Genomic DNA, 18406 nt, shown 5'->3' on the forward strand with positions numbered 1-18406 from the left:
TGTGCGCCGGAGCGAGCGGCGCGCAACCGGAGGGCGGGACGGTACGGCGCTACGCGCTGACCGGCCGTGACCAGGCCGGTGTGGTTCCCGTCAACCGGCACAGGGCCAGGTACAGCGGGATCGGCGGCGTGTACGGCACCGTGTCGTCGGGCTGGTGGATGAGGCCGGGGGCGCGCCGGGCGTCGGGCAGGACGGCGCCGGTGGAGTAGCGCGTGGGGGTCGGCCAGTCCAGCGCGTAGTCCGAGTCGGACGGGACGATCCACCACCAGTGGGTGTCATCGGCGTACACGCATCCCACACGGGGGAGGCGGGGCAGCAGCAGTGGCCCGAGCCGGGCGGGTACGGCGACCGCGTCGCAGCCCAGTGGTGCGGTCATGCCCTCGGGCACGGTGAGCCGGCCAGGAGAGTGTGCCGGATGCAGCCCGCGCCCGAGGCGTACGAGGGTGTGCATGCTGCGGACCTGGGGGCGGCCGGATTCGGCGCTCACGCCCATTCGCCCCCTGCCACGTGGTGTTCCGTGCCGTCGCCCGACGGGCGGCGCCCCGCCCGTCGGGCCGTTGCCGTCTGCTGTGGTGGTGCTTCCGTGCGCTGTGCCTCGTCCCCGTCGCCCGGGTCCCCGTCGGCCGGGCCCGGCTTGGGGCGGGCGCCCCAACCGAGGTCGTCCCGGGGCCCTGCGGGTGTGCCGGGCGGGTCGGCCTGCCGTGGAAGCTCGGCCCACACGAGCAGGCCGGGCCCGTGTTCATGGGCCCCCCATGCGTGGCACAGGGTGTCGACGAGAAGCAGTCCCCTCCCGTGCTCCTCCTCGGGCCGCCCCTGTGCCGCGCTCGGTCCGCCCGGCGCGCACCCCTCGTCGAGCACGGCTATGCGCACCCGGTCGCCGCCGTCGCGCAGTTCGCACACGACCACTCTGCTCGCGGTGTGCACGACCGCGTTCGTGACGAGCTCCGATACGACCAGAGCCGCGGTGTCGCAGGTGTCCTCGCACACCTCCCAGCCGTTCAGCCGGGCCCGCGTCAGACGTCTGGCCCGTGCGGGAGAACTCGGATGTGCGGCCAGCTCGAAACGGAACCGGCGTCCGGCGAGGGGACTTCCATCGGCCGGGAGACCGAAGTGGTCTGCGGCGTCTGTTCCTAAGGGCGCGGACGGAATCACGCTTGCCACTATCTCCCCGCCGTGAACACTTGGCAAGTGTCACTCTGAAAAATGCAGAGTGCTGTATGACGCAGTGAACGGCCGTGGCACACTGCTCGCAACAGCATCTGCAGCGGCGCCAGTTGGGCCATCGGGGATCCTCGAAGATCTTCGAACGGGTCTTCGAATGGCGCCGCTGGGCTGTCAGGATTCTTTTGACGTCGCCGTGTTGCCGGACGGTGGGCAGGGGCCGGAGAACGCCCGCCCAGGGCCCTTGATGGAGGTGGAGCGTGAGTGAACCGCGGTCCGCGCCGACAGTCGGGCAGGTCGTTCTCGGTCGTCGCCTGCTGGATCTGAGGGAGCGCGCCGGTCTCAAGCGTGAGGAGGCCGCCCGCGTCCTGCGTGTCGCGCCCGCCACCGTCCGCCGCATGGAGATGGCCGAGGTCTCCCTCAAGATCCCCTACCTCCAACTGTTGCTGAAGGCCTACGGGGTCGGCGACGAGGAGGCCGAGACCTTCGTGCAACTCGCCGAGGAGGCCAATAGACCCGGCTGGTGGCAGCGGTTCCACGACATCCTGCCCGGCTGGTTCTCCATGCACGTCAGCCTGGAGGGCGCCGCCGCCCTGATCCGCCAGTACGAGCCGCACTTCGTGCCCGGCCTGCTCCAGACCGAGGACTACGCGCGCGCGGTGCTGACCTCGGGCGCCATCGGCCGGACCAGCCCCGACGACATCGAGCGCCACGTCGCACTGCGCATGCAGCGCCAGGCCCTGCTCACCCGCCAGGGCGCGCCCCGCCTGTGGGTCGTCATGGACGAGACCGCGCTGCGTCGCCCCGTCGGTGGCCCGCAGACGATGCGCGCCCAGTTCGACAAGCTCCTCGACGCCGCGCAGCTGCCCCATGTCACCCTGCAGGTCGCCGAGTTCTCCGCCGGCCCGCACCCGGGCACGTACGGGCCGTTCGTGCTCTTCCGGTTCGCCATGCCCGAACTGCCGGACATGGTCTACAGCGAGTACCTGACCGGCGCCGTCTACCTCGACGCGCGCCACGAGGTGGCCACCCATCTCGAGGTCATGGACCGCGTGGCGGCCCAGGCCGCCACGGCTCATCGCACGAAGGAGATCCACCAGGATCTCCGCAAGGAGTTGTGAATGGATCGCATCACGTCCCCGCACAAGCCGGGGAGCCGCGCCCAGCGGATCTACAACGGCATGCCCGCCCGGGAGCTGGGCAGCGAGGGCTGGCACAAGCCGTGGAGCGGCGGCAACGGCGGCAACTGCCTGGAGGCGATGAAACTCGCCGACGGCCGGATCGCCGTCCGCCAGTCCACCGATCCCGACGGGCCGGCCCTGATCTACACCTCCGACGAGATGACCGCGTTCATCGAGGGTGCCAAGGCCGGGGAGGCGGACTTCCTGCTGTCCTGAACGTGTGTCTTTTTCTCGCTCCGACTTACTTGTCGTGGTGCTGACTTGATCACTCTTCGGATCCCATGCTCACGGAGTGCCGTATGACCGGGCAGGACACCGCCGGCGCCGACCGGATCGACACCAGCAGGCCGCACCCCGCGCGGATGTACGACTGGTACCTCGGCGGCAAGGACAACTACCCCGTCGACGAGGAGATGGGGCGGCAGATGCTCGCCCTCGACCCCCGCGTGCCGGTGATGGCACGAGTCAACCGCGCCTTCATGCACCGGGCCACCCGTTGGCTCGCCGGCGCCGGCGTCCGGCAGTTCCTGGACGTCGGCACGGGCATCCCCACCGAGCCCAACCTGCACCAGGTCGCACAGGATGTCGCCCCCGACGCCCGCGTCGTCTACTGCGACAACGACCCCGTCGTGCTCGCCCACGCCGCCGCCCTGCTGCGCAGCACCGAGGAGGGAGCGACGGAATACCTCCAGGCCGACGTACGGGATCCGGCCACGATCGTCGAGGGCGCCCGGAAGGCGCTCGACTTCGGCCGGCCGATCGCACTGTCCCTCGTCGCCCTGCTGCATTTCGTCTCCGACGAGGACGGGGCGCACGACCTCGTCCAGCGCCTGCTGGCCGAACTCCCCTCCGGCAGCCACCTGGTGATGACCCACGCCACCGCCGACTTCACCCCCGAGCAGTCGGCCGCCGCCACCGAGAAGCTCAAGGCGGCCGGCGTCACCCTGGCCCTGCGCTCCCGCGCGGAGTTCACCCGCTTCTTCGACGGGTTGGAACTGGTCGAACCGGGCGTGGAGATCGTCCACAAGTGGCACCCGGAACCGGGCGAGCCCGTACCCGGCCAGGACGACGGAGTCATCCCGGGCTACGGGGCGGTGGCCCGCAAGCCGTGACCACCGCCGGCAGCGCCGAGCACCGGCGGGCGACAGCCGCGGCGGCCCACGGCGCGGCGCACGGCGGTGACGGCCGTTGCCCGACGCCGGGGGCGGCGGTGACGGCCGCCGGCCCCGGCGGGGTGCGCGACGGGGAGGTCAGACCGCCATGGGACGGTCACCGGGGGCGATCGGCGCCGGCAGCCGCGAGTCGCCCGTCAGGTAGCGGTCCACGGCCGCCGCCACCGCCCGGCCCTCCGCGATCGCCCACACGATGAGCGACTGCCCCCGGGCGGCGTCGCCGGCGGCGAAGACCCCCGGCACATTGGTCGCGAAACCGGTGTCCCGCGCGAGCGTGCCGCGGGGCTCCAGCGCCAGCCCCAGCTGGTCGACGAGCCCGTCCGCCCGGTCCGGCCCGGAGAAGCCGAGGGCGAGCAGCACCAGGTCGGTGGGGAGTGTGCGATCGGTGCCCGGCACCGGGCGCCGTCGCGCGTCCACCTCGACCAGGTGCAGGCCGCGCACCCGGCCGTCCGCGTCGCCGGTGAACCGGAGCGTCGACGCCGCGAACAGACGCGCGTCGGCGTCGGCGGCGGGCGCCGTCCCCAGCTCCCGTGCCTCCTCGTGCGCCGGCGACAGGCGGTAGACCTTCGGGTACGTCGGCCAGGGCTCGGTGTCCTCGTCCCGCTCCGCGCCCGGCCGGCCGTAGATGTCCAGCTGGGTCACGGACGCCGCGCCCTCGCGCACCGCGGTGCCCAGGCAGTCGGCGCCGGTGTCGCCGCCCCCCACGATCACGACGTGCCTGCCGGCCGCGGAGAGCGGGGAGAGCGCCAGATCGCCCTCGCACACCCGATTGGCCAGCGGCAGGTACTCCATGGCCTGATGGATCCCGGCCAGCTCACGGCCCGGCACCGGCAGCTCCCGCCAAGCGGTCGCGCCGGTGGCGACCACCACGGCGTCGTAGCGTGACCGCAGCTCCGCCGCTCCGACATCCCGGCCGACGACCGTGGAGGTGCGGAACTTGGTGCCCTCGGCCCGCATCTGCTCCAGCCGCCGCTCCAGGTGGCGCTTCTCCATCTTGAACGCCGGTATCCCGTAGCGCATCAGCCCGCCGAGCCGGTCGTCCCTCTCGTACACGGCGACGGTGTGCCCGGCCCGGGTCAGCTGCTGGGCCGCGGCCAGCCCGGTCGGACCGGAGCCGATCACGGCCACCGTCCGCCCCGACAGCCGCTCGGGCGCCCGGGGCGGGGTGAGACCGTCCTCCCAGGCCCGGTCGGCGATCGCGCACTCCACGTTCTTGATCGTCACGGCAGGCTGGTTGATCGCCAGCACACACCCCGCCTCGCACGGGGCCGGGCACAGCCGCCCCGTGAACTCCGGGAAGTTGTTCGTCGCGTGCAGCCGGTCGCTCGCCGCGTGCCAGTCCGCGCGCGAGACGAGGTCGTTCCACTCGGGGATCAGATTGCCCAGTGGGCAGGCCTCGTGACAGAAGGGGATCCCGCAGTCCATGCAGCGGTCGGCCTGCTTGCCGATGACGGGCAGCAGGGCCCCGGGGACGTACACCTCGTTCCAGTCCCGGACCCGTTCCTCGACGGGCCGGCGGGCCCAGTCCTGTCGGGGCGTCGTCATGAAACCCTTGGGATCGGCCATGGCCGTCATCCTTGCGTCCGCGTACGACAGGCCGTGCGTCATCGGGCGGCACACCCTTCCGGCCACGATACGTCCGGCCGGTCCCGTGCGCAGAGGGACGGACAGCGCTTTCCCCAGGGGTCCGGCCGGTGCCCGCGGGCGCTCCCCGCCCGCACGGGCCGGGACGATCAGGCGGCTCAGACCAGGGCGAGCAGGTACGTCAGCGCCGCCGCGGCCGAGGAAGCGGTCCGGACGTGGTTCCACCGCGTCCACTGGCGCACGTACGACGGCCAGTAGGCCACCGCCTGCGGGGCGCCCGGTTCCAGCCGCATCAGCGTGTCGTTGCGCGGGACGTTCGCCACCGCGGTCACCCCGAACGCCCCGACCAGGTACATCGCACTGCCCAGCAGCAGCTCGGCCGTTCCCCCGTCCGGCCACAGCACGAACGTGACCACCGCGATCACCGCGCACACCACGCCCGCCCCGGCGAACACGACCATGAACGCCGGTGTCGTCGCGGCCGCGTTGATCGCGTTCATCGCCGCGACGCCCTGAGCCGGCGGAAGCGCCGCCAGGCCGCGCATGACCAGCAGCGAGAACGCGGCGAAGACACCGGCCATCAAACCCGTCGCCAGGACCCCCAGCACGGTCATGACCCAATACGGTCCGTGGATCATCTCAGCGTCAACTCCCGCCCGTAGAGCCGTGGGCCCCGCCCGGAGCCCGGCGCCGTCCGGCACACCTCAGTCAATCCGCACAGCGCGCCCGACGACCATGGCCGAGTCGCCCGGCCGCATACGCGGCCGTCCAGCATCGCCCCCGGCGCCGGCCGTCCGATACGGCCCCTCGCGCGCATTCCCGCCTGCCGGTCCGGTCGGAGGGATCTGCCCTCCGCCCCGGCCGCTCGGCCCGGAAACCGGCCTGCGCCGACCGGCCCGGGCCCGCCCGGACCGGTCGCCCGACCCCGGCATCGGCACGAGCGCCGGGTACGGAGCCGGCCACCGGGGCGATCGGGCACGGCCCCGGGAGGACGCTGAACCCGGCAACCTCTCACCCGCCCCTGCCTCCGTCCCCATCGCTGCTCCGCCAGTCCCTCAGCACCCTCTCCACACCCGCAGCGATCCGCCGCCGGGCCTCCTGCCGCGGGACCCCGCTCATCAGCAGCGCGTCGTACGGCGTGTCCAGGTGCCGCACGGAGGCCGCCACCGCCGAGACCACCGCCCGCTCGGTCAGCGCCCGTCCCTCCGCGCTCCGCCCCACGCGCCCGCTGCCCCGCACCGAGGCGTGCCAGGCGATCGCTCCGGCCCGCTCGGCCGGGCAGCGGGGGAACACCCGCCGTACCTCGGCCGCGAACGCCTCCGCGAACCTGGCATCCTCCGCGGACCGCCGTCCGGCGTCCCGCGCCCGACGGCGCCGCCTCGCCTCCGCGTCCGCCAGGCACCGCGCCTCCGCCCGCGCGAGACCCGCCTCCTCGACGAGAACGCCCTGCCGTTCGTACCGCCCCCTGCGCCGGTTGAACCGCACGACGACCACCGACAGCGCGCTCTCCTCCCGCGACCTGCGGGTCAACGCCGTGTCCCCGCGCGGCAGGAACACCAGGTGACCGAGGTCTGCGCAGCCCAGGCAGCGGGGCGCCCGGTCCTCCAGCACCAGCAGCGGCAGCGGGCCGCGCCGGCACGCCGCACAGTGCTTGCGCCGCAGCGGTTGCACGACGACGAGCGAGGTACGGGCCCACGGGACGGCGGTGCCTGCCATACCCCGTTCATGCCCGCGACGCCGCCGCGATCCACCCCGGCACCCTCGCGATCCGTCCCCTCGGAGAATCGACCGCGGGGCCCGTCGCGGACGCACGGAGCCGTGCCGCCCCGGGGCCGGGCTCCACGGCACGCTGCCGGCGGCGCATGATGGGGCCCGTGCGACTCGAAGCGATCACCTGGGACCGGCTCGCCGACCGCCTCGCCGAGCGGCTGCTCGACCTGGAGCCGGCGGACGGCGGACCCTGGCCGCGCGTCGCTTTCGACGGCGCCCCGGCCGCCCGCCCCGGAGACCTCGCCGACCGCGTCGCCGAGGCACTGCGCCTGCGCGGCCGCGCCTCCCGCGTCGTCGGCACACACGGCTTCCTGCGGCCCGCCTCGCTCCGCCTGGAGCACGGCCGGCAGGACGTCGAGGCCTACTACGACGGCTGGCTCGACACCGGCGCGCTGTGGCGCGAGGTGTTCGGCCCGCTCGAACCGGGCGGTGACGGGCGGATCCTGCCCGACCTCCGCGACCCCGACACCGACCGCGCCACCCGCAGCCCCTACGTCCGACTCCCGCCCGGAGGAATGCTGTTGCTGCACGGCCCGCTCCTCCTCAGGCACTGGTTCCCCTTCGACCTCTCGGTCCACGTCCTCCTCTCCCCGGCCGCCCTGCGCCGGCGTACCCCCGCGTCCGAGCACTGGACCCTGCCCGCCTACGCGCGCTACGAGCAGGAGACCGACCCGGGCGCCACGGCCGACGTCCTGGTGCGCGCCGACGACCCCCGGCGTCCGGCGTGGGGCGGCTTCGGCGGCTGAGCCCGCGGCAGAGGTGCGGGCGGCGTTCGGCGCGGCGAGAATGTAGGACGCCGGGACAGTGGTGCGTCCTGCGCCGCGCCGGCCGCCCGGCTCAGGGAGGTATTCCATGACCACCGCCCGAGACATCATGCACCGGGGCGCCCAGTGGATCCCCACCCACGAGACCCTGGACCGCGCAGCACAACTGATGCGCGAGCTCGGCGTCGGCGCCCTGCCGATCAGCGACCACAACGAGCGGCTCTGCGGCATCCTCACCGACCGCGACATCGTCGTCGGCTGCGTCGCCATGGGCCGCGACCCGTCCAAGGTCACCGCGGGCGAACTCGCCCAGGGCACCCCGCGCTGGATCGACGCGGACGCCGACGTCGGCGACGTGCTGCGCGAGATGCAGGATCACCAGATCCGCAGGCTGCCCGTCATCGACAACAAGCGCCTGGTCGGCATGATCAGCGAGGCGGACCTCGCCCAGCACCTCACCGAGGAGCAGATCGGATCCTGGGCCGAGCACGTCTACGCCAGGTCCGCGCCCTCGGCGCACTGACGCCGCGGCTCCGGCCCCGGCCAGTCAGAGCCAGCCGTTGCGCCGGAAGCCCCGGTAGAGCACCAGACAGGCCACGGATATCACTGCGATCACCAGGCCGTAGCCGTACCGCCAGTGCAGCTCCGGCATGTGGTCGAAGTTCATCCCGTACACACCGCACACCATCGTCGGCACGGCGATGACCGCCGCCCACGCCGTGATCTTCCGCATGTCCTCGTTCTGCGCGACCGTGACCTGGGCGAGGTGCGCCTGGAGGATCGAGTTGAGCAACTCGTCGAAGGCGGCTATCTGCTCGGTCGCCCGCAGGAGGTGGTCGGAGACGTCGCGGAAGTAGGCCTGTATCTCCGGGTCGACGACCCGCATCGGCCGGCCGGCGAGATCCAGCAACGGCCGGCCGAGCGGGACCACGGCCCGCTTCAGCTCCAGCAGTTCACGCTTGAGCTGGTAGATCCGCCCCGGATCGACCCGCGCGCCGTCCTCCGCGAACACGTCGGTCTCGACCTGTTCGATGTCCGCCTGCACGGCGTCGGTGGCATTGAGGTACTCGTCGACGACGTGGTCCGCCACCGCGTGCAGCACCGCCGACGGCCCCTTGGCGAGCTGCTGCGGATCGGACTCCAGCTCCTCGCGCAGCGGGCCCAGGGATCCGTGCCGGCCGTGCCGTACGGTGACGACGAAGTCCTGGCCGACGAAGACCATGATCTCGCCGGTGTGCACCACCTCGCTCGTCGCGGTGAGTTCCTCGTGCTCGACGTAGCAGACCGTCTTGAACACCGCGAACAGCGTCTCGCCGTACCGCTCGACCTTGGGGCGCTGATGGGCCTCGATGGCGTCCTCCACCGCCAGCGGGTGCAGGTCGAACAACTCGGCGATGCCCGCGAACTCCTCGTCGGTGGGCTCGTGCAGTCCGAGCCAGACGAAGCCGTCCCCGCTCCTGCGGACCCGGCGTACGGAGTCGAGCAGGTCGTCTCCGGCCTCCCGGACGCCGTCCTGATAGGTCACGCAGTTCACCACCGCGGACCCCAGCGGGGAGCGGGCCGGATGGCTGAGGTCGACGCGGACGCGCCGCCGGGTCAGCCGGGCCACCCTGCGCAGGCCACCGACCCTGCCCGTGACCTTCCGCAGGTTCCCTGCCATCGTCATGGGGATCTCCTCGCGTCGATCTCCTCGCGCCGCGTTCGGCGGCGTGGCACGTCAGTCTGCCAGGGCGGTGACACCCTCGTGCGAGCCTGTGGAAAGGGCAGGTTCCACTTGGTTCCCGCCCGTGGACGCGGGCGCTCCGGAGCGTCGTCCTGTCCGGACCGACGCGCAAACTGGGATGATCACGGCATGACGCGAACCGACGGGTATCTCCTGGACAACCGGCAGAGTGAGGCGGCGGAGCGCTTCGGCGCCTTCGCCGACCTTTTCGACCCGACCACCTTCCGGCACCTCGAGGGGCTCGGCGTCGGACCCGGCTGGCGCTGCTGGGAGGTCGGCGCCGGAGGCACGTCGGTGGTGTCCTGGCTGGCCAAGAAGGTCGGGCCCACCGGCAAGGTCGTCGCCACCGACATCGACACCACACGGCTGGCCGGGGTGGCCCGTCAGCCGGTGGAGGTGCGCGTCCACGACGTCGGGTCGGACGAGCCCCCTGCGGAGAGCTTCGACCTGGTCCATGCCCGGCTCGTGCTCGTTCATGTGCCGGACCGGGAGCGGGCGTTGGCGCACATGGTCGAGGTCCTGCGGCCCGGCGGACGGCTGCTGCTGGAGGACGCCGACCCCTCCCTGCAGCCACTGGCCTGCCCCGACGAGCACGGCCCCGAGCAGCAACTCGCCAACCGGCTGCGACACGGCTTCCGCACGCTGCTCGCCGACAGCGGCGCCGACCTGTCCTACGGCCGCCGGCTCCCGCGCCTGCTGCGCGAGGCCGGCCTCCAGCGCGTCGAGGCCGACGCCTACTTCCCCCTCGCCTCGGCCGCCTGCGTCGCCCTGGAGTCCGCGGCGATCCGTCAGGTCCGCGGCCGGCTCGTCGCCGCCGGGCTCGCGACGGACGGGGACGTCGACCGCCACCTGTCCAACATCGCCTCCGGAGCGATGGACCTGGCCACGGCCCCGTTGATCTCCGCCTGGGGCCGCAAGCGGTAGCGACCGCAGCCGGGTCGGGACTCCGCCGCCCCGGGCCGAGCCGATACCCCCCTCATCCCCGCGGCGCCGGTCTCCCTCCCACCCGCTCGACCGCGGCAGCCCCCGCCCCGCACCCCGTCTCCGCCGCCGCCTCGGGCGGTGCCCCCGCCAGCAGCGCGGCGAGGAAGGCACCGGTGAAGGCGTCGCCGGCGCCCGTGGTGTCGCAGGGCGTCGCCGTGACGGCGGCGATCCGGGCCGTGACGGCGCCGCCGCGGGCGACCAGGGCACCGAGCGGACCCAGCTTGGCGACGACCAGCGGCACACGCCGGCTCAGCGCCGCCGCCGCGTCCGCCGCGTCGGACAGCCCGGTGAGCAGGCACGCCTCGTCGCGACTGGGCAGCAGGACGTCCACTCCGCCCGCGAGTTCCAGGAACCGGTCGGCCCCCAGCTCCGCCAGGAACCCGGCCGACGCCGGGTCCAGGCTCACCGGCACACCCCGCGCGCGTGCCGCCGCACCGGCCGTCGCCACCAGGGCTCGGCTCGGCTCGGCGAAGAGCAGATAGCCCGACAGATGCAGCCGGGCCACCCCGTCGAGCAGTTCGTCAGACCAGTCACCGGGATCCAGCCGCAGCGACGCGCCGCTGTCGGTGAGGAACGTCCGTTCGGCCGCGGCGTCCGCGTCGACCAGGCAGATCACCGTGCCCGTCGGTGCGTGCGGATCCACCACGAGCCGCGGTCGCACCCCGCAGGCCGACAGTTCCCGCTCGTGCCACGCCGCAGTGTCCGCACCGACCCGCCCGAGCAGCCGGACGTCCGCGCATCCGTGGTGCGCCGCCCAGCACGCCACGTTCGCGCCCGCACCACCGGGCAGGGTGCGGATCCCCGCGGCCGTGTCGGTCCCCGCCGCGAGCGGCCCCCGATGCCGGGCCACGACATCGGTGACCACGTCCCCGACCACCAGCAGCGCGCCGTGCGGCTGCGCCGTCACACCCCCGTCCAGGCCGCCGCGATCCGCCCGGCCAACTGCACATTGCCCCGCACCGCGGCCAGATTGGCGGTCAGCGACGCGCCGTCGGTGTGCCGCACCAGGTAGTCGAGGAGGAACGGGGTGACCGCCTGCCCGGTGACGCCCTCCGCGTCGCATGCCGCGAGCGCGTCCGCGAGCACACGCGCGTGCAGACCGGGGTCCAGCTGCTCCGCCTCCGGGACCGGCCGGGCGACGATCAGCGCCGACTCGGGCCCGCCGAGCGCGTCCTGCGCGCGCATGACCCCGGCCACCTGGTCCGGCGTGTCGAGCCGCCACGGGACGGGGTGCCCCGAGTCGGACAGGTAGAAGCCGGGGAAGCTGTCCGTGCCGAAACCGGCCACCGCGACACCCAGCGTCTCCAGCCGCTGCAGGGTGGCCGGGACGTCCAGGATGGACTTCACGCCCGCGCACACCACGGTGATCCGCGTGCGCGCCAGCAGCCCCAGGTCGGCCGACTCGTCCTGCGTCACCGTCCACTGCCGGTGCACCCCGCCGAGCCCGCCGGTCGCGAAGACCCGGATCCCCGCCAGCGCCGCCAGCTGCGCGGTTCCCGACACCGTGGTCGCCCCGCTGGCCCCCGAGGCCACCGCGAGCGGCAGGTCACGGTGGCCCAGCTTGCGCAGCCCGTCCTCGTTCGCGACCCGCTCCAACTGCTCCTTGTCCAGGCCGACGTGCGGTCGCCCGTCCAGTACGGCGATCGTCGCCGGCACGGCGCCCTCACGCCGGACCGCCGCCTCCAGCTCCACTGCCACCTGCAGATTGCGGGGGCGCGGCAACCCGTGCGCGATGATCGTGGACTCGAGCGCCACCACCGGGCGCCCCGCGCCGATCGCCTCCCGCACCTCTTCGGACACCACCAGCACCACGCGCCTGCCTCCCGTCGTTCGGTCCCTTCTTCATCTCTGGCGGGCCGCACGGCCGGTCAAACCCTTGCCGCCCCGCGGGAGCAGGCGCCAGCCTGGAGACATGACGGACAACTCCCTGCGTCTCGACCACGTCGTCCTCTGGGTGGCCGACCCGGCCGCCGCCACCGGCTTCTACGAGCGGGTGGTCGGCCTGGAGCCGGTCCGGCTCACCGAGTACACGGCCGGCGAGGCACCCTTCCCCTCCGTGCGCGTCAACAGTGAAACGATCCTCGACCTCATGCCACGGGCCGCGGCGGAGCGCGTCGCCTCCCTCACCGGAACCGCGGACAGCGCGGGACATCCCGTCAACCACGTCTGCCTGTCCCTGCCGGAGACCGACTTCGACGCCCTGCGCACCCGGCTGCAGGAATACGCCGTGCCGGTGTCCGACCTCGCCCACGACTCCTTCGGCGCCCGAGGCCCGGCCCGGCGCAGCTTCTACTTCCGCGACCCCGACGGCAACGTCCTGGAGGCCCGCCACTACGACTGACCGTGATGATGCTCGTGATGACGCCGCGCCCCGCGGCAGCGGCGGGACCGGCCCGGGCCCGGCACACCGCGTCGCGGGCGCGGTCGCACCGTCTCCGCCCGAGCGTCAGAAGAGCGGCTCCGGCAGCACGCCCTCCAGGGCGAGCAGTTTCCGCTTGGTCTCCAGACCGCCGCCGAACCCGCCGATCCCGCCGTCGCTCTCCACGACACGGTGGCAGGGCACCACGACCGGCAGCGGATTGGCGCCCATGGCCGTGCCCACCGCCTGCGCGGCACCCGGCTGACCCACCCGGCGGGCGAGATCGCCGTAACCCACGACCGAGCCGAAGGGCACCCCGGACGCCAGCTCGCGCAGCACCTGCCGGTTGAAGCCGGAGACCAGCGACCAGTCCAGCGGCAGCCCGAAGTCCCGCCGCGCCCCGGCGAAGTACTCCCGCACCTGCCGTATCGCCTCGGCGAGCAGCGGAGCGCCGGGTGCCTCGACGGGCTCGGTGCCCAGCCGCTCCGCCAGCTGCCGCAGGGCCCGCTCGCGCACCGCACCCGTCGCGTGGAACACCACGTTGACCAGACCCGCACCGGTCGAGGCCAGCAGCAGTGGACCCGCGTCGGTGCCGACGACCGCCCACACGACCTGCTGCCCGTACTGCCCGTCGCTGTCCATGCGACCACCGTACGGCCCGCCGCCGACAACGCCGCCGGGAGCCGGCCCGCACCCCCTGACCCAGCCGGGGGTCAGTCGCCGAGAACCGCGTCCTCCACCAGATCGGGCCTGTTGGAGATGACGCCGTCGACGCCGTATCCGGCCGCCTGCCGGGCCGTCGCCGCGTCGTCGACGGTCCAGGTGAACACCTCCATGGCCCGTCCGTGGGCCCCGGTGAACGCGTGCACCGCGGCCACGTAGGCGGCCGAGATCGTCCCGTGGGAGGGGTTGATCTGGTCGGTGAAGCCGGAGTAGGCGGGCAGGTCGGCCAGGGGCGGTGTGCCGAGGAGGCCCGTCCGGATCGCGGGCGCCAGGTCGTGCACGGCGCGGACGCTGTCCGCGCTGAAGCTCTGCACGATCAGCTCGTCCGCCACGTGTCCGCGGTCGAGCCACCCCTCGTCGGCGAGCACCTTCAGGATCTGCTGCTCGATGCCCGGGTACAGCTCGGGGCTCTTGATCTCCAGCAGCAGCCTCTGGTGGTTGTGCTCCACCCGGCGCAGATACTGCTCCAGCGTCGGCACGCGCACCCCCGCGTACGCGGGACCGAACCAGCTGCCCGCGTCCAGGCGGGCGATCTCGGCGGCGGTGAAGTCCTTCACCTTCCACGGGACGCGGCCGGGGTAGACCTCCTCGGCGTCGGTGGTGCGCTCCAGGCTCTCGTCGTGCATCACCACGAGCGCGCCGTCCCGGGTGCGCTGGACGTCGTTCTCCACCCACCGGATGCCCAGCTGCGCCGCCTTGTCGACGGCGGCCAGGGTGTTCTCGGGGGCATAGGCGGAGGCGCCCCGGTGGGCGACGATCCCGGGCGGCCCGCCGCCGTCGCCGGCCCGGGCACCGGGAGCGGTGACCAGCAGGCACAGGGTGGCCAGGAGCGCGGTGGCCGTGACGGCAACTGCGCGCGCGTGCATGCGTACTCCTCACGTCGAGCGATCACGGTCGGTTCCACTGTGACAGCAGAGAGTGAGTGACGGAGGAGTGGATCGCGGTCACCGAGCGAAGAGAGGTGCTCAAGTCCGCTCACCGGTGCCCCACATCTGCGGCAGGGCCGTGTTTCTTTGCCGGAAAATCGTTCGACCGTTCCGGTGGGGGTCATACTCTTCGCACTCGGCCCTGACCGCTCGCACGGCGCCGGGAGGGGTGGGATTGCAGGGAATTTCCGGATCAGGGCGGAAGGGCAACCGCGCATGCAGGGCACGGTCGACGGTTTCAGCTACGGACTCGTCACGCCGCTGGTGGCCTACCTCATGGCCTGCCTGGGCGGCGCCCTCGGTCTGCGCTGCACCGGGAGAGCCCTGCTCGTCGCCGGGTCCTGGCGGCCCGGCTGGCTCGCCCTGGCCTCCGCCGCCATGGGCTCCGGCATATGGACCATGCATTTCATCGCGATGACGGGGTTCACCGTCGCGGAGGCCCCGGTCCGCTACGACAAGGCGACGACGTTCGCGAGCCTCGGCCTCGCCATCGTCATAGTCGGCATCGGGATCTTCATCGTGGGCTACCGGGGCGCCCACGGAACCGCCCTGTTCACCGGGGGGACCGTCACCGGCCTCGGTATCGCCTCGATGCACTACCTCGGCATGGCGGGCATGCGCATCGACGGACGGCTGGAGTACGACACGCTCACCGTGGCCGCCTCCGTCGCCGTCGCCATGGTCGCCGCCACCGCCGCGCTGTGGGCGGCCGGTCAGGTCCGGGGTTTCGTCCGGAGCGTCGCGGCCAGCCTCGGCATGGGGGTCGCCGTCACCGGCATGCACTACATGGGCATGGCCGCCGTCACGGTCCACCTCCACGGCACCGCCACCCCCTCCACGGGCGACTCGCCCGCAGCCCTGCTCGCCCCCATGCTGATCGGTCCGCTCGCCTTCCTCTGCCTCGCCGGGGTCGTCGTCATCTTCGACCCGCTGACGGTGCCGGGCCGCGCCGACTGGTCCCCGGCCGAACGCAGACCCGGCGTCCCCGCCCACACCGTCGCCGGCCACGTCGACCGCCGCGACCAGCCCCGCCCCCGCCGCGACCTGGGGCGGCGGCCCTCCCGCACCTCGTAGAACCGTCGATCAGGGCGGCGATGTCAGTGCCGGGTCGTACGGTGGACTTCATGCGGCCCGTTTCCCACATCGAACGCACGGTGGCGCCCTTCGAGGTCGTCAGCCCCTACCAGCCCAGCGGCGACCAGCCGGCGGCCATCGCCGAGCTCGCGCGCCGCATCGAGGCCGGTGAGAAGGACGTCGTCCTGCTGGGCGCGACCGGCACCGGCAAGTCGGCCACCACCGCGTGGATGATCGAGAAGCTCCAGCGCCCCACGCTCGTGATGGCGCCGAACAAGACGCTGGCCGCCCAGCTGGCGAACGAGTTCCGCGAGCTCCTGCCGGACAACGCCGTCGAGTACTTCGTCTCGTACTACGACTACTACCAGCCCGAGGCCTACGTCCCGCAGTCCGACACCTACATCGAGAAGGACTCCTCGATCAACGAGGAGGTCGAGCGTCTGCGCCACTCCGCGACGAACTCCCTGCTCACCCGCCGCGACGTGGTCGTGGTCGCCTCGGTGTCCTGCATCTACGGCCTCGGCACCCCGCAGGAGTACGTCGACCGGATGGTCCCCCTCCGCGTGGGCGACGAGATCGACCGGGACGAACTGCTGCGCCGCTTCGTGGACATCCAGTACGCGCGCAACGACACGGCGTTCACCCGCGGCACCTTCCGGGTCCGCGGCGACACCATCGAGATCTTCCCGGTCTACGAGGAGCTGGCCGTCCGCATCGAGATGTTCGGCGACGAGATCGAGGCGCTCTCCACGCTGCACCCGGTCACCGGCGAGATCATCAGCGACGACGACAAGCTGTACGTCTTCCCCGCCTCCCACTACGTCGCCGGCCCCGAGCGCATGGAGCGGGCCGTCAAGGGCATCGAGGAGGAACTGCAGCAGCGCCTGGCCGAGCTGGAGAAGCAGGGCAGGCTGCTGGAGGCCCAGCGGCTGCGGATGCGCACCACGTACGACATCGAGATGCTCCGCCAGATCGGCAGCTGCTCCGGCGTCGAGAACTACTCGATGCACTTCGACGGCCGCTCGCCCGGTACCCCGCCGAACACCCTCCTCGACTACTTCCCCGAGGACTTCCTCCTCGTCATCGACGAGTCGCACGTCACCGTGCCCCAGATCGGCGCGATGTACGAGGGCGACGCCTCCCGCAAGCGGACCCTCGTCGACCACGGTTTCCGGCTGCCCTCCGCACTGGACAACCGCCCGCTGAAGTGGGAGGAGTTCCAGGAGCGCATCGGCCAGACCGTCTACCTGTCGGCGACCCCCGGCACGTACGAGCTGTCGCGTTCCCAGGGGACCGTCGAGCAGATCATCCGCCCCACCGGTCTCGTCGACCCCGAGGTCGTCGTCAAGCCGACCGAGGGCCAGATCGACGACCTGGTGCACGAGATCCGCATGCGCACCGAGAAGGACGAGCGTGTCCTGGTCACCACCCTCACCAAGAAGATGGCGGAGGACCTCACCGACTACTTCCTGGAGCTCGGCATCCAGGTGCGCTACCTGCACAGCGACGTCGACACCCTGCGCCGCGTGGAGCTGCTGCGCGAACTGCGTGCCGGCGAGTTCGACGTCCTGGTCGGCATCAACCTCCTGCGCGAGGGCCTGGACCTGCCCGAAGTGTCCCTGGTGGCGATCCTGGACGCCGACAAGGAAGGTTTCCTGCGCTCGGGCACCTCGCTGATCCAGACCATCGGCCGCGCCGCCCGCAACGTCTCCGGCCAGGTCCACATGTACGCCGACAAGATCACCCCGGCGATGGAGAAGGCCATCGACGAGACCAACCGGCGCCGCGAGAAGCAGGTGGCGTACAACAAGGCCAACGGGATCGACCCCCAGCCGCTGCGCAAGAAGATCAACGACATCGTCGCGCAGATCGCGCGCGAGGACGTCGACACCGAGCAGCTGCTCGGCACCGGTTACCGGGCGTCGAAGGACGGCCGGGGCGCCAAGGCCCCCGTGCCCTCGCTCGGCGGCAAGGCGGCCAAGGGCTCCTCCGCGAAGCCGGCCAGGTCCGCCAGGGGGAGGGCCCAGGAAGCCGTCCCCACCGACCAGCCGGCCGCCGAACTCGCCGGGCAGATCGAGGAGCTGACGGAGCGCATGCGCGCTGCTGCCGCGGATCTGCAGTTCGAGATCGCGGCCCGGCTGCGCGACGAGGTCGCGGAGATGAAGAAGGAGCTGCGGCAGATGAAGGAGGCGGGTCTGGCCTGACCGCGGGTCCGGGCCCGGTCACCGGCGCCGGGCCCGGACCCGCGGACTGTGTTGCAGGACCGACACAAAACGTGCACCGGGGTTCGGCATTGTCGGCCCCGCTGCGTAGGGTTCTGATCAACCGCGGACACTGCGGCTAACAGGGGATCGTTCGAGAGGGGAATCAGCGCGTGACCGTCAACATGACCAAGGGTCAGGCCATCAGTCTGCAGAAGAACGACGGAGGCAGCCTGTCCGCGGTGCGTATGGGTCTCGGCTGGCAGGCGGCGCCCCGTCGCGGCCTGTTCGGCTCCCGCACCAGGGAGATCGACCTCGACGCCTCCGCCGTCCTGTTCGCGGACAAGCAGCCGGTCGACGTCGTCTTCTTCCGCCACCTGGTGAGCGACGACGGCTCCGTGCGCCACACGGGTGACAACCTCGTCGGCGGTGTCGGCCAGGGCGGCGACGACGAGGCCATCCTCGTCGACCTGCAGCGCATCCCGGTCCACATCGACCAGATCGTCTTCACCGTGAACTCCTTCACGGGCCAGACGTTCCAGGAGGTGCAGAACGCCTTCTGCCGCCTGGTCGACGAGACCAACGGCCAGGAACTCGCCCGCTACACCCTCGCCGGCGGTGGCGCCTACACCGCTCAGATCATGGCCAAGGTGCACCGCGCGGGTTCCGGCTGGACGATGACCGCCCTCGGCACGCCGGCCAACGGCCGCACGTTCCAGGACCTGATGCCGGCGATCCTGCCGGTGCTGTAAAGGCCCGCGTACGGCCGGGGACACGTCCGGCG

At 72.6% G+C, this 18406-nt stretch carries 20 protein-coding genes; 10 read left to right on the forward strand and 10 right to left on the reverse strand.

The genetic code is table 11. From position 1 onward, the window contains the following. Nucleotides 1-49: 49 nt before the first annotated feature. Nucleotides 50-493, reverse strand: coding sequence for a hypothetical protein (locus tag JS756_RS07690; RefSeq protein ID WP_205382238.1), 444 nt, complete (start codon nucleotides 491-493; stop codon nucleotides 50-52). After that, nucleotides 484-1161: an ATP-binding protein gene (locus tag JS756_RS07695; RefSeq protein ID WP_205382239.1), complete on the reverse strand. Its 678-nt coding sequence runs from the start codon at nucleotides 1159-1161 to the stop codon at nucleotides 484-486. The genes JS756_RS07690 and JS756_RS07695 overlap by 10 nt, the downstream gene beginning before the upstream one ends. A 260-nt stretch (nucleotides 1162-1421) precedes the next feature. On the opposite strand from JS756_RS07695, the gene JS756_RS07700 reads away from it, so the two are divergent. The 3 genes from JS756_RS07700 (at nucleotide 1422) to JS756_RS07710 (ending at nucleotide 3454) form a co-directional block, all read left to right on the forward strand. Next, nucleotides 1422-2282 (forward strand): Sco1979 family transcriptional regulator, encoded by an 861-nt coding sequence (locus JS756_RS07700; RefSeq protein WP_205382240.1) that lies wholly within the window; start codon nucleotides 1422-1424, stop codon nucleotides 2280-2282. After that, the gene (locus JS756_RS07705) at nucleotides 2283-2558 is read left to right on the forward strand and encodes a DUF397 domain-containing protein (RefSeq protein ID WP_205382241.1); all 276 of its coding nucleotides are present in this window, start codon (nucleotides 2283-2285) and stop codon (nucleotides 2556-2558) included. An 83-nt stretch (nucleotides 2559-2641) separates the two neighbouring features. Beyond that, nucleotides 2642-3454: an SAM-dependent methyltransferase gene (locus tag JS756_RS07710; RefSeq protein WP_205382242.1), complete on the forward strand. Its 813-nt coding sequence runs from the start codon at nucleotides 2642-2644 to the stop codon at nucleotides 3452-3454. 138 nt (nucleotides 3455-3592) lie between these two features. Here JS756_RS07710 and JS756_RS07715 read toward each other — a convergent pair whose 3' ends face one another. The 3 genes from JS756_RS07715 to JS756_RS07725 form a co-directional block, all read right to left on the reverse strand. Beyond that, nucleotides 3593-5080 carry a glutamate synthase subunit beta gene (locus JS756_RS07715; RefSeq protein WP_205382243.1) on the reverse strand — a complete coding sequence of 496 codons (1488 nt, stop codon included), beginning with the start codon at nucleotides 5078-5080 and terminating at the stop codon, nucleotides 3593-3595. Nucleotides 5081-5256: 176 nt separating this feature from the next. Then, nucleotides 5257-5736, reverse strand: a complete 480-nt coding sequence (locus JS756_RS07720; protein WP_205382244.1) for an anthrone oxygenase family protein — start codon at nucleotides 5734-5736, stop codon at nucleotides 5257-5259. A 373-nt stretch (nucleotides 5737-6109) separates the two neighbouring features. Beyond that, nucleotides 6110-6814, reverse strand: coding sequence for a DUF2293 domain-containing protein (locus tag JS756_RS07725; protein WP_205382245.1), 705 nt, complete (start codon nucleotides 6812-6814; stop codon nucleotides 6110-6112). A 149-nt stretch (nucleotides 6815-6963) separates the two neighbouring features. Between JS756_RS07725 and JS756_RS07730 the strand changes: the two genes are divergently transcribed. After that, a complete protein-coding gene (locus JS756_RS07730) occupies nucleotides 6964-7614 on the forward strand; it encodes a nucleoside/nucleotide kinase family protein (protein ID WP_205382386.1) in 651 nt (216 codons plus the stop codon). A gap of 106 nt (nucleotides 7615-7720) precedes the next feature. Continuing rightward, nucleotides 7721-8155, forward strand: coding sequence for a CBS domain-containing protein (locus JS756_RS07735; RefSeq protein ID WP_205382246.1), 435 nt, complete (start codon nucleotides 7721-7723; stop codon nucleotides 8153-8155). A gap of 24 nt (nucleotides 8156-8179) precedes the next feature. Here JS756_RS07735 and JS756_RS07740 read toward each other — a convergent pair whose 3' ends face one another. Next, nucleotides 8180-9298 carry a magnesium and cobalt transport protein CorA gene (locus JS756_RS07740; RefSeq protein WP_205382247.1) on the reverse strand — a complete coding sequence of 373 codons (1119 nt, stop codon included), beginning with the start codon at nucleotides 9296-9298 and terminating at the stop codon, nucleotides 8180-8182. 186 nt (nucleotides 9299-9484) lie between these two features. Here JS756_RS07740 and JS756_RS07745 point away from each other — a divergent pair, with 186 nt between their 5' ends. Then, nucleotides 9485-10279: a methyltransferase domain-containing protein gene (locus tag JS756_RS07745; protein WP_205382248.1), complete on the forward strand. Its 795-nt coding sequence runs from the start codon at nucleotides 9485-9487 to the stop codon at nucleotides 10277-10279. Between the two features lie 52 nt (nucleotides 10280-10331). On the opposite strand, the gene JS756_RS07750 is transcribed toward JS756_RS07745, so the two are convergent. Beyond that, entirely contained in the window at nucleotides 10332-11258 is a 927-nt protein-coding gene (locus JS756_RS07750; protein ID WP_240203456.1) for a carbohydrate kinase family protein, read from the reverse strand. After that, nucleotides 11243-12151 (reverse strand): pseudouridine-5'-phosphate glycosidase, encoded by a 909-nt coding sequence (locus JS756_RS36615; RefSeq protein WP_307790400.1) that lies wholly within the window; start codon nucleotides 12149-12151, stop codon nucleotides 11243-11245. Before JS756_RS36615 ends, JS756_RS07750 begins: the two co-directional genes overlap by 16 nt. 100 nt (nucleotides 12152-12251) lie before the next feature. On the opposite strand from JS756_RS36615, the gene JS756_RS07755 reads away from it, so the two are divergent. After that, the gene (locus tag JS756_RS07755; protein WP_205382250.1) at nucleotides 12252-12680 is read left to right on the forward strand and encodes a VOC family protein; all 429 of its coding nucleotides are present in this window, start codon (nucleotides 12252-12254) and stop codon (nucleotides 12678-12680) included. A gap of 105 nt (nucleotides 12681-12785) precedes the next feature. Here the strand turns inward: JS756_RS07755 and JS756_RS07760 are convergent, their stop codons facing one another. Next, the gene (locus tag JS756_RS07760) at nucleotides 12786-13340 is read right to left on the reverse strand and encodes a methylated-DNA--[protein]-cysteine S-methyltransferase (RefSeq protein WP_205382251.1); all 555 of its coding nucleotides are present in this window, start codon (nucleotides 13338-13340) and stop codon (nucleotides 12786-12788) included. A 71-nt stretch (nucleotides 13341-13411) separates the two neighbouring features. After that, entirely contained in the window at nucleotides 13412-14287 is an 876-nt protein-coding gene (locus JS756_RS07765) for a glycerophosphodiester phosphodiesterase (RefSeq protein WP_205382252.1), read from the reverse strand. A gap of 276 nt (nucleotides 14288-14563) precedes the next feature. On the opposite strand from JS756_RS07765, the gene JS756_RS07770 reads away from it, so the two are divergent. The 3 genes from JS756_RS07770 to JS756_RS07780 all read left to right on the forward strand — a co-directional run bounded on the left by JS756_RS07770 (nucleotide 14564) and on the right by JS756_RS07780 (nucleotide 18374). Further along, entirely contained in the window at nucleotides 14564-15421 is an 858-nt protein-coding gene (locus JS756_RS07770; protein WP_205382253.1) for an MHYT domain-containing protein, read from the forward strand. Between the two features lie 50 nt (nucleotides 15422-15471). Then, entirely contained in the window at nucleotides 15472-17625 is a 2154-nt protein-coding gene (gene uvrB, locus JS756_RS07775; RefSeq protein ID WP_205382254.1) for an excinuclease ABC subunit UvrB, read from the forward strand. A 170-nt stretch (nucleotides 17626-17795) separates the two neighbouring features. After that, nucleotides 17796-18374: a TerD family protein gene (locus tag JS756_RS07780; RefSeq protein ID WP_205382255.1), complete on the forward strand. Its 579-nt coding sequence runs from the start codon at nucleotides 17796-17798 to the stop codon at nucleotides 18372-18374. Nucleotides 18375-18406: the final 32 nt, after the last annotated feature.

The organism is Streptomyces actuosus (genome assembly GCF_016921115.1).
Lineage (GTDB): Bacteria > Actinomycetota > Actinomycetes > Streptomycetales > Streptomycetaceae > Streptomyces > Streptomyces actuosus_A.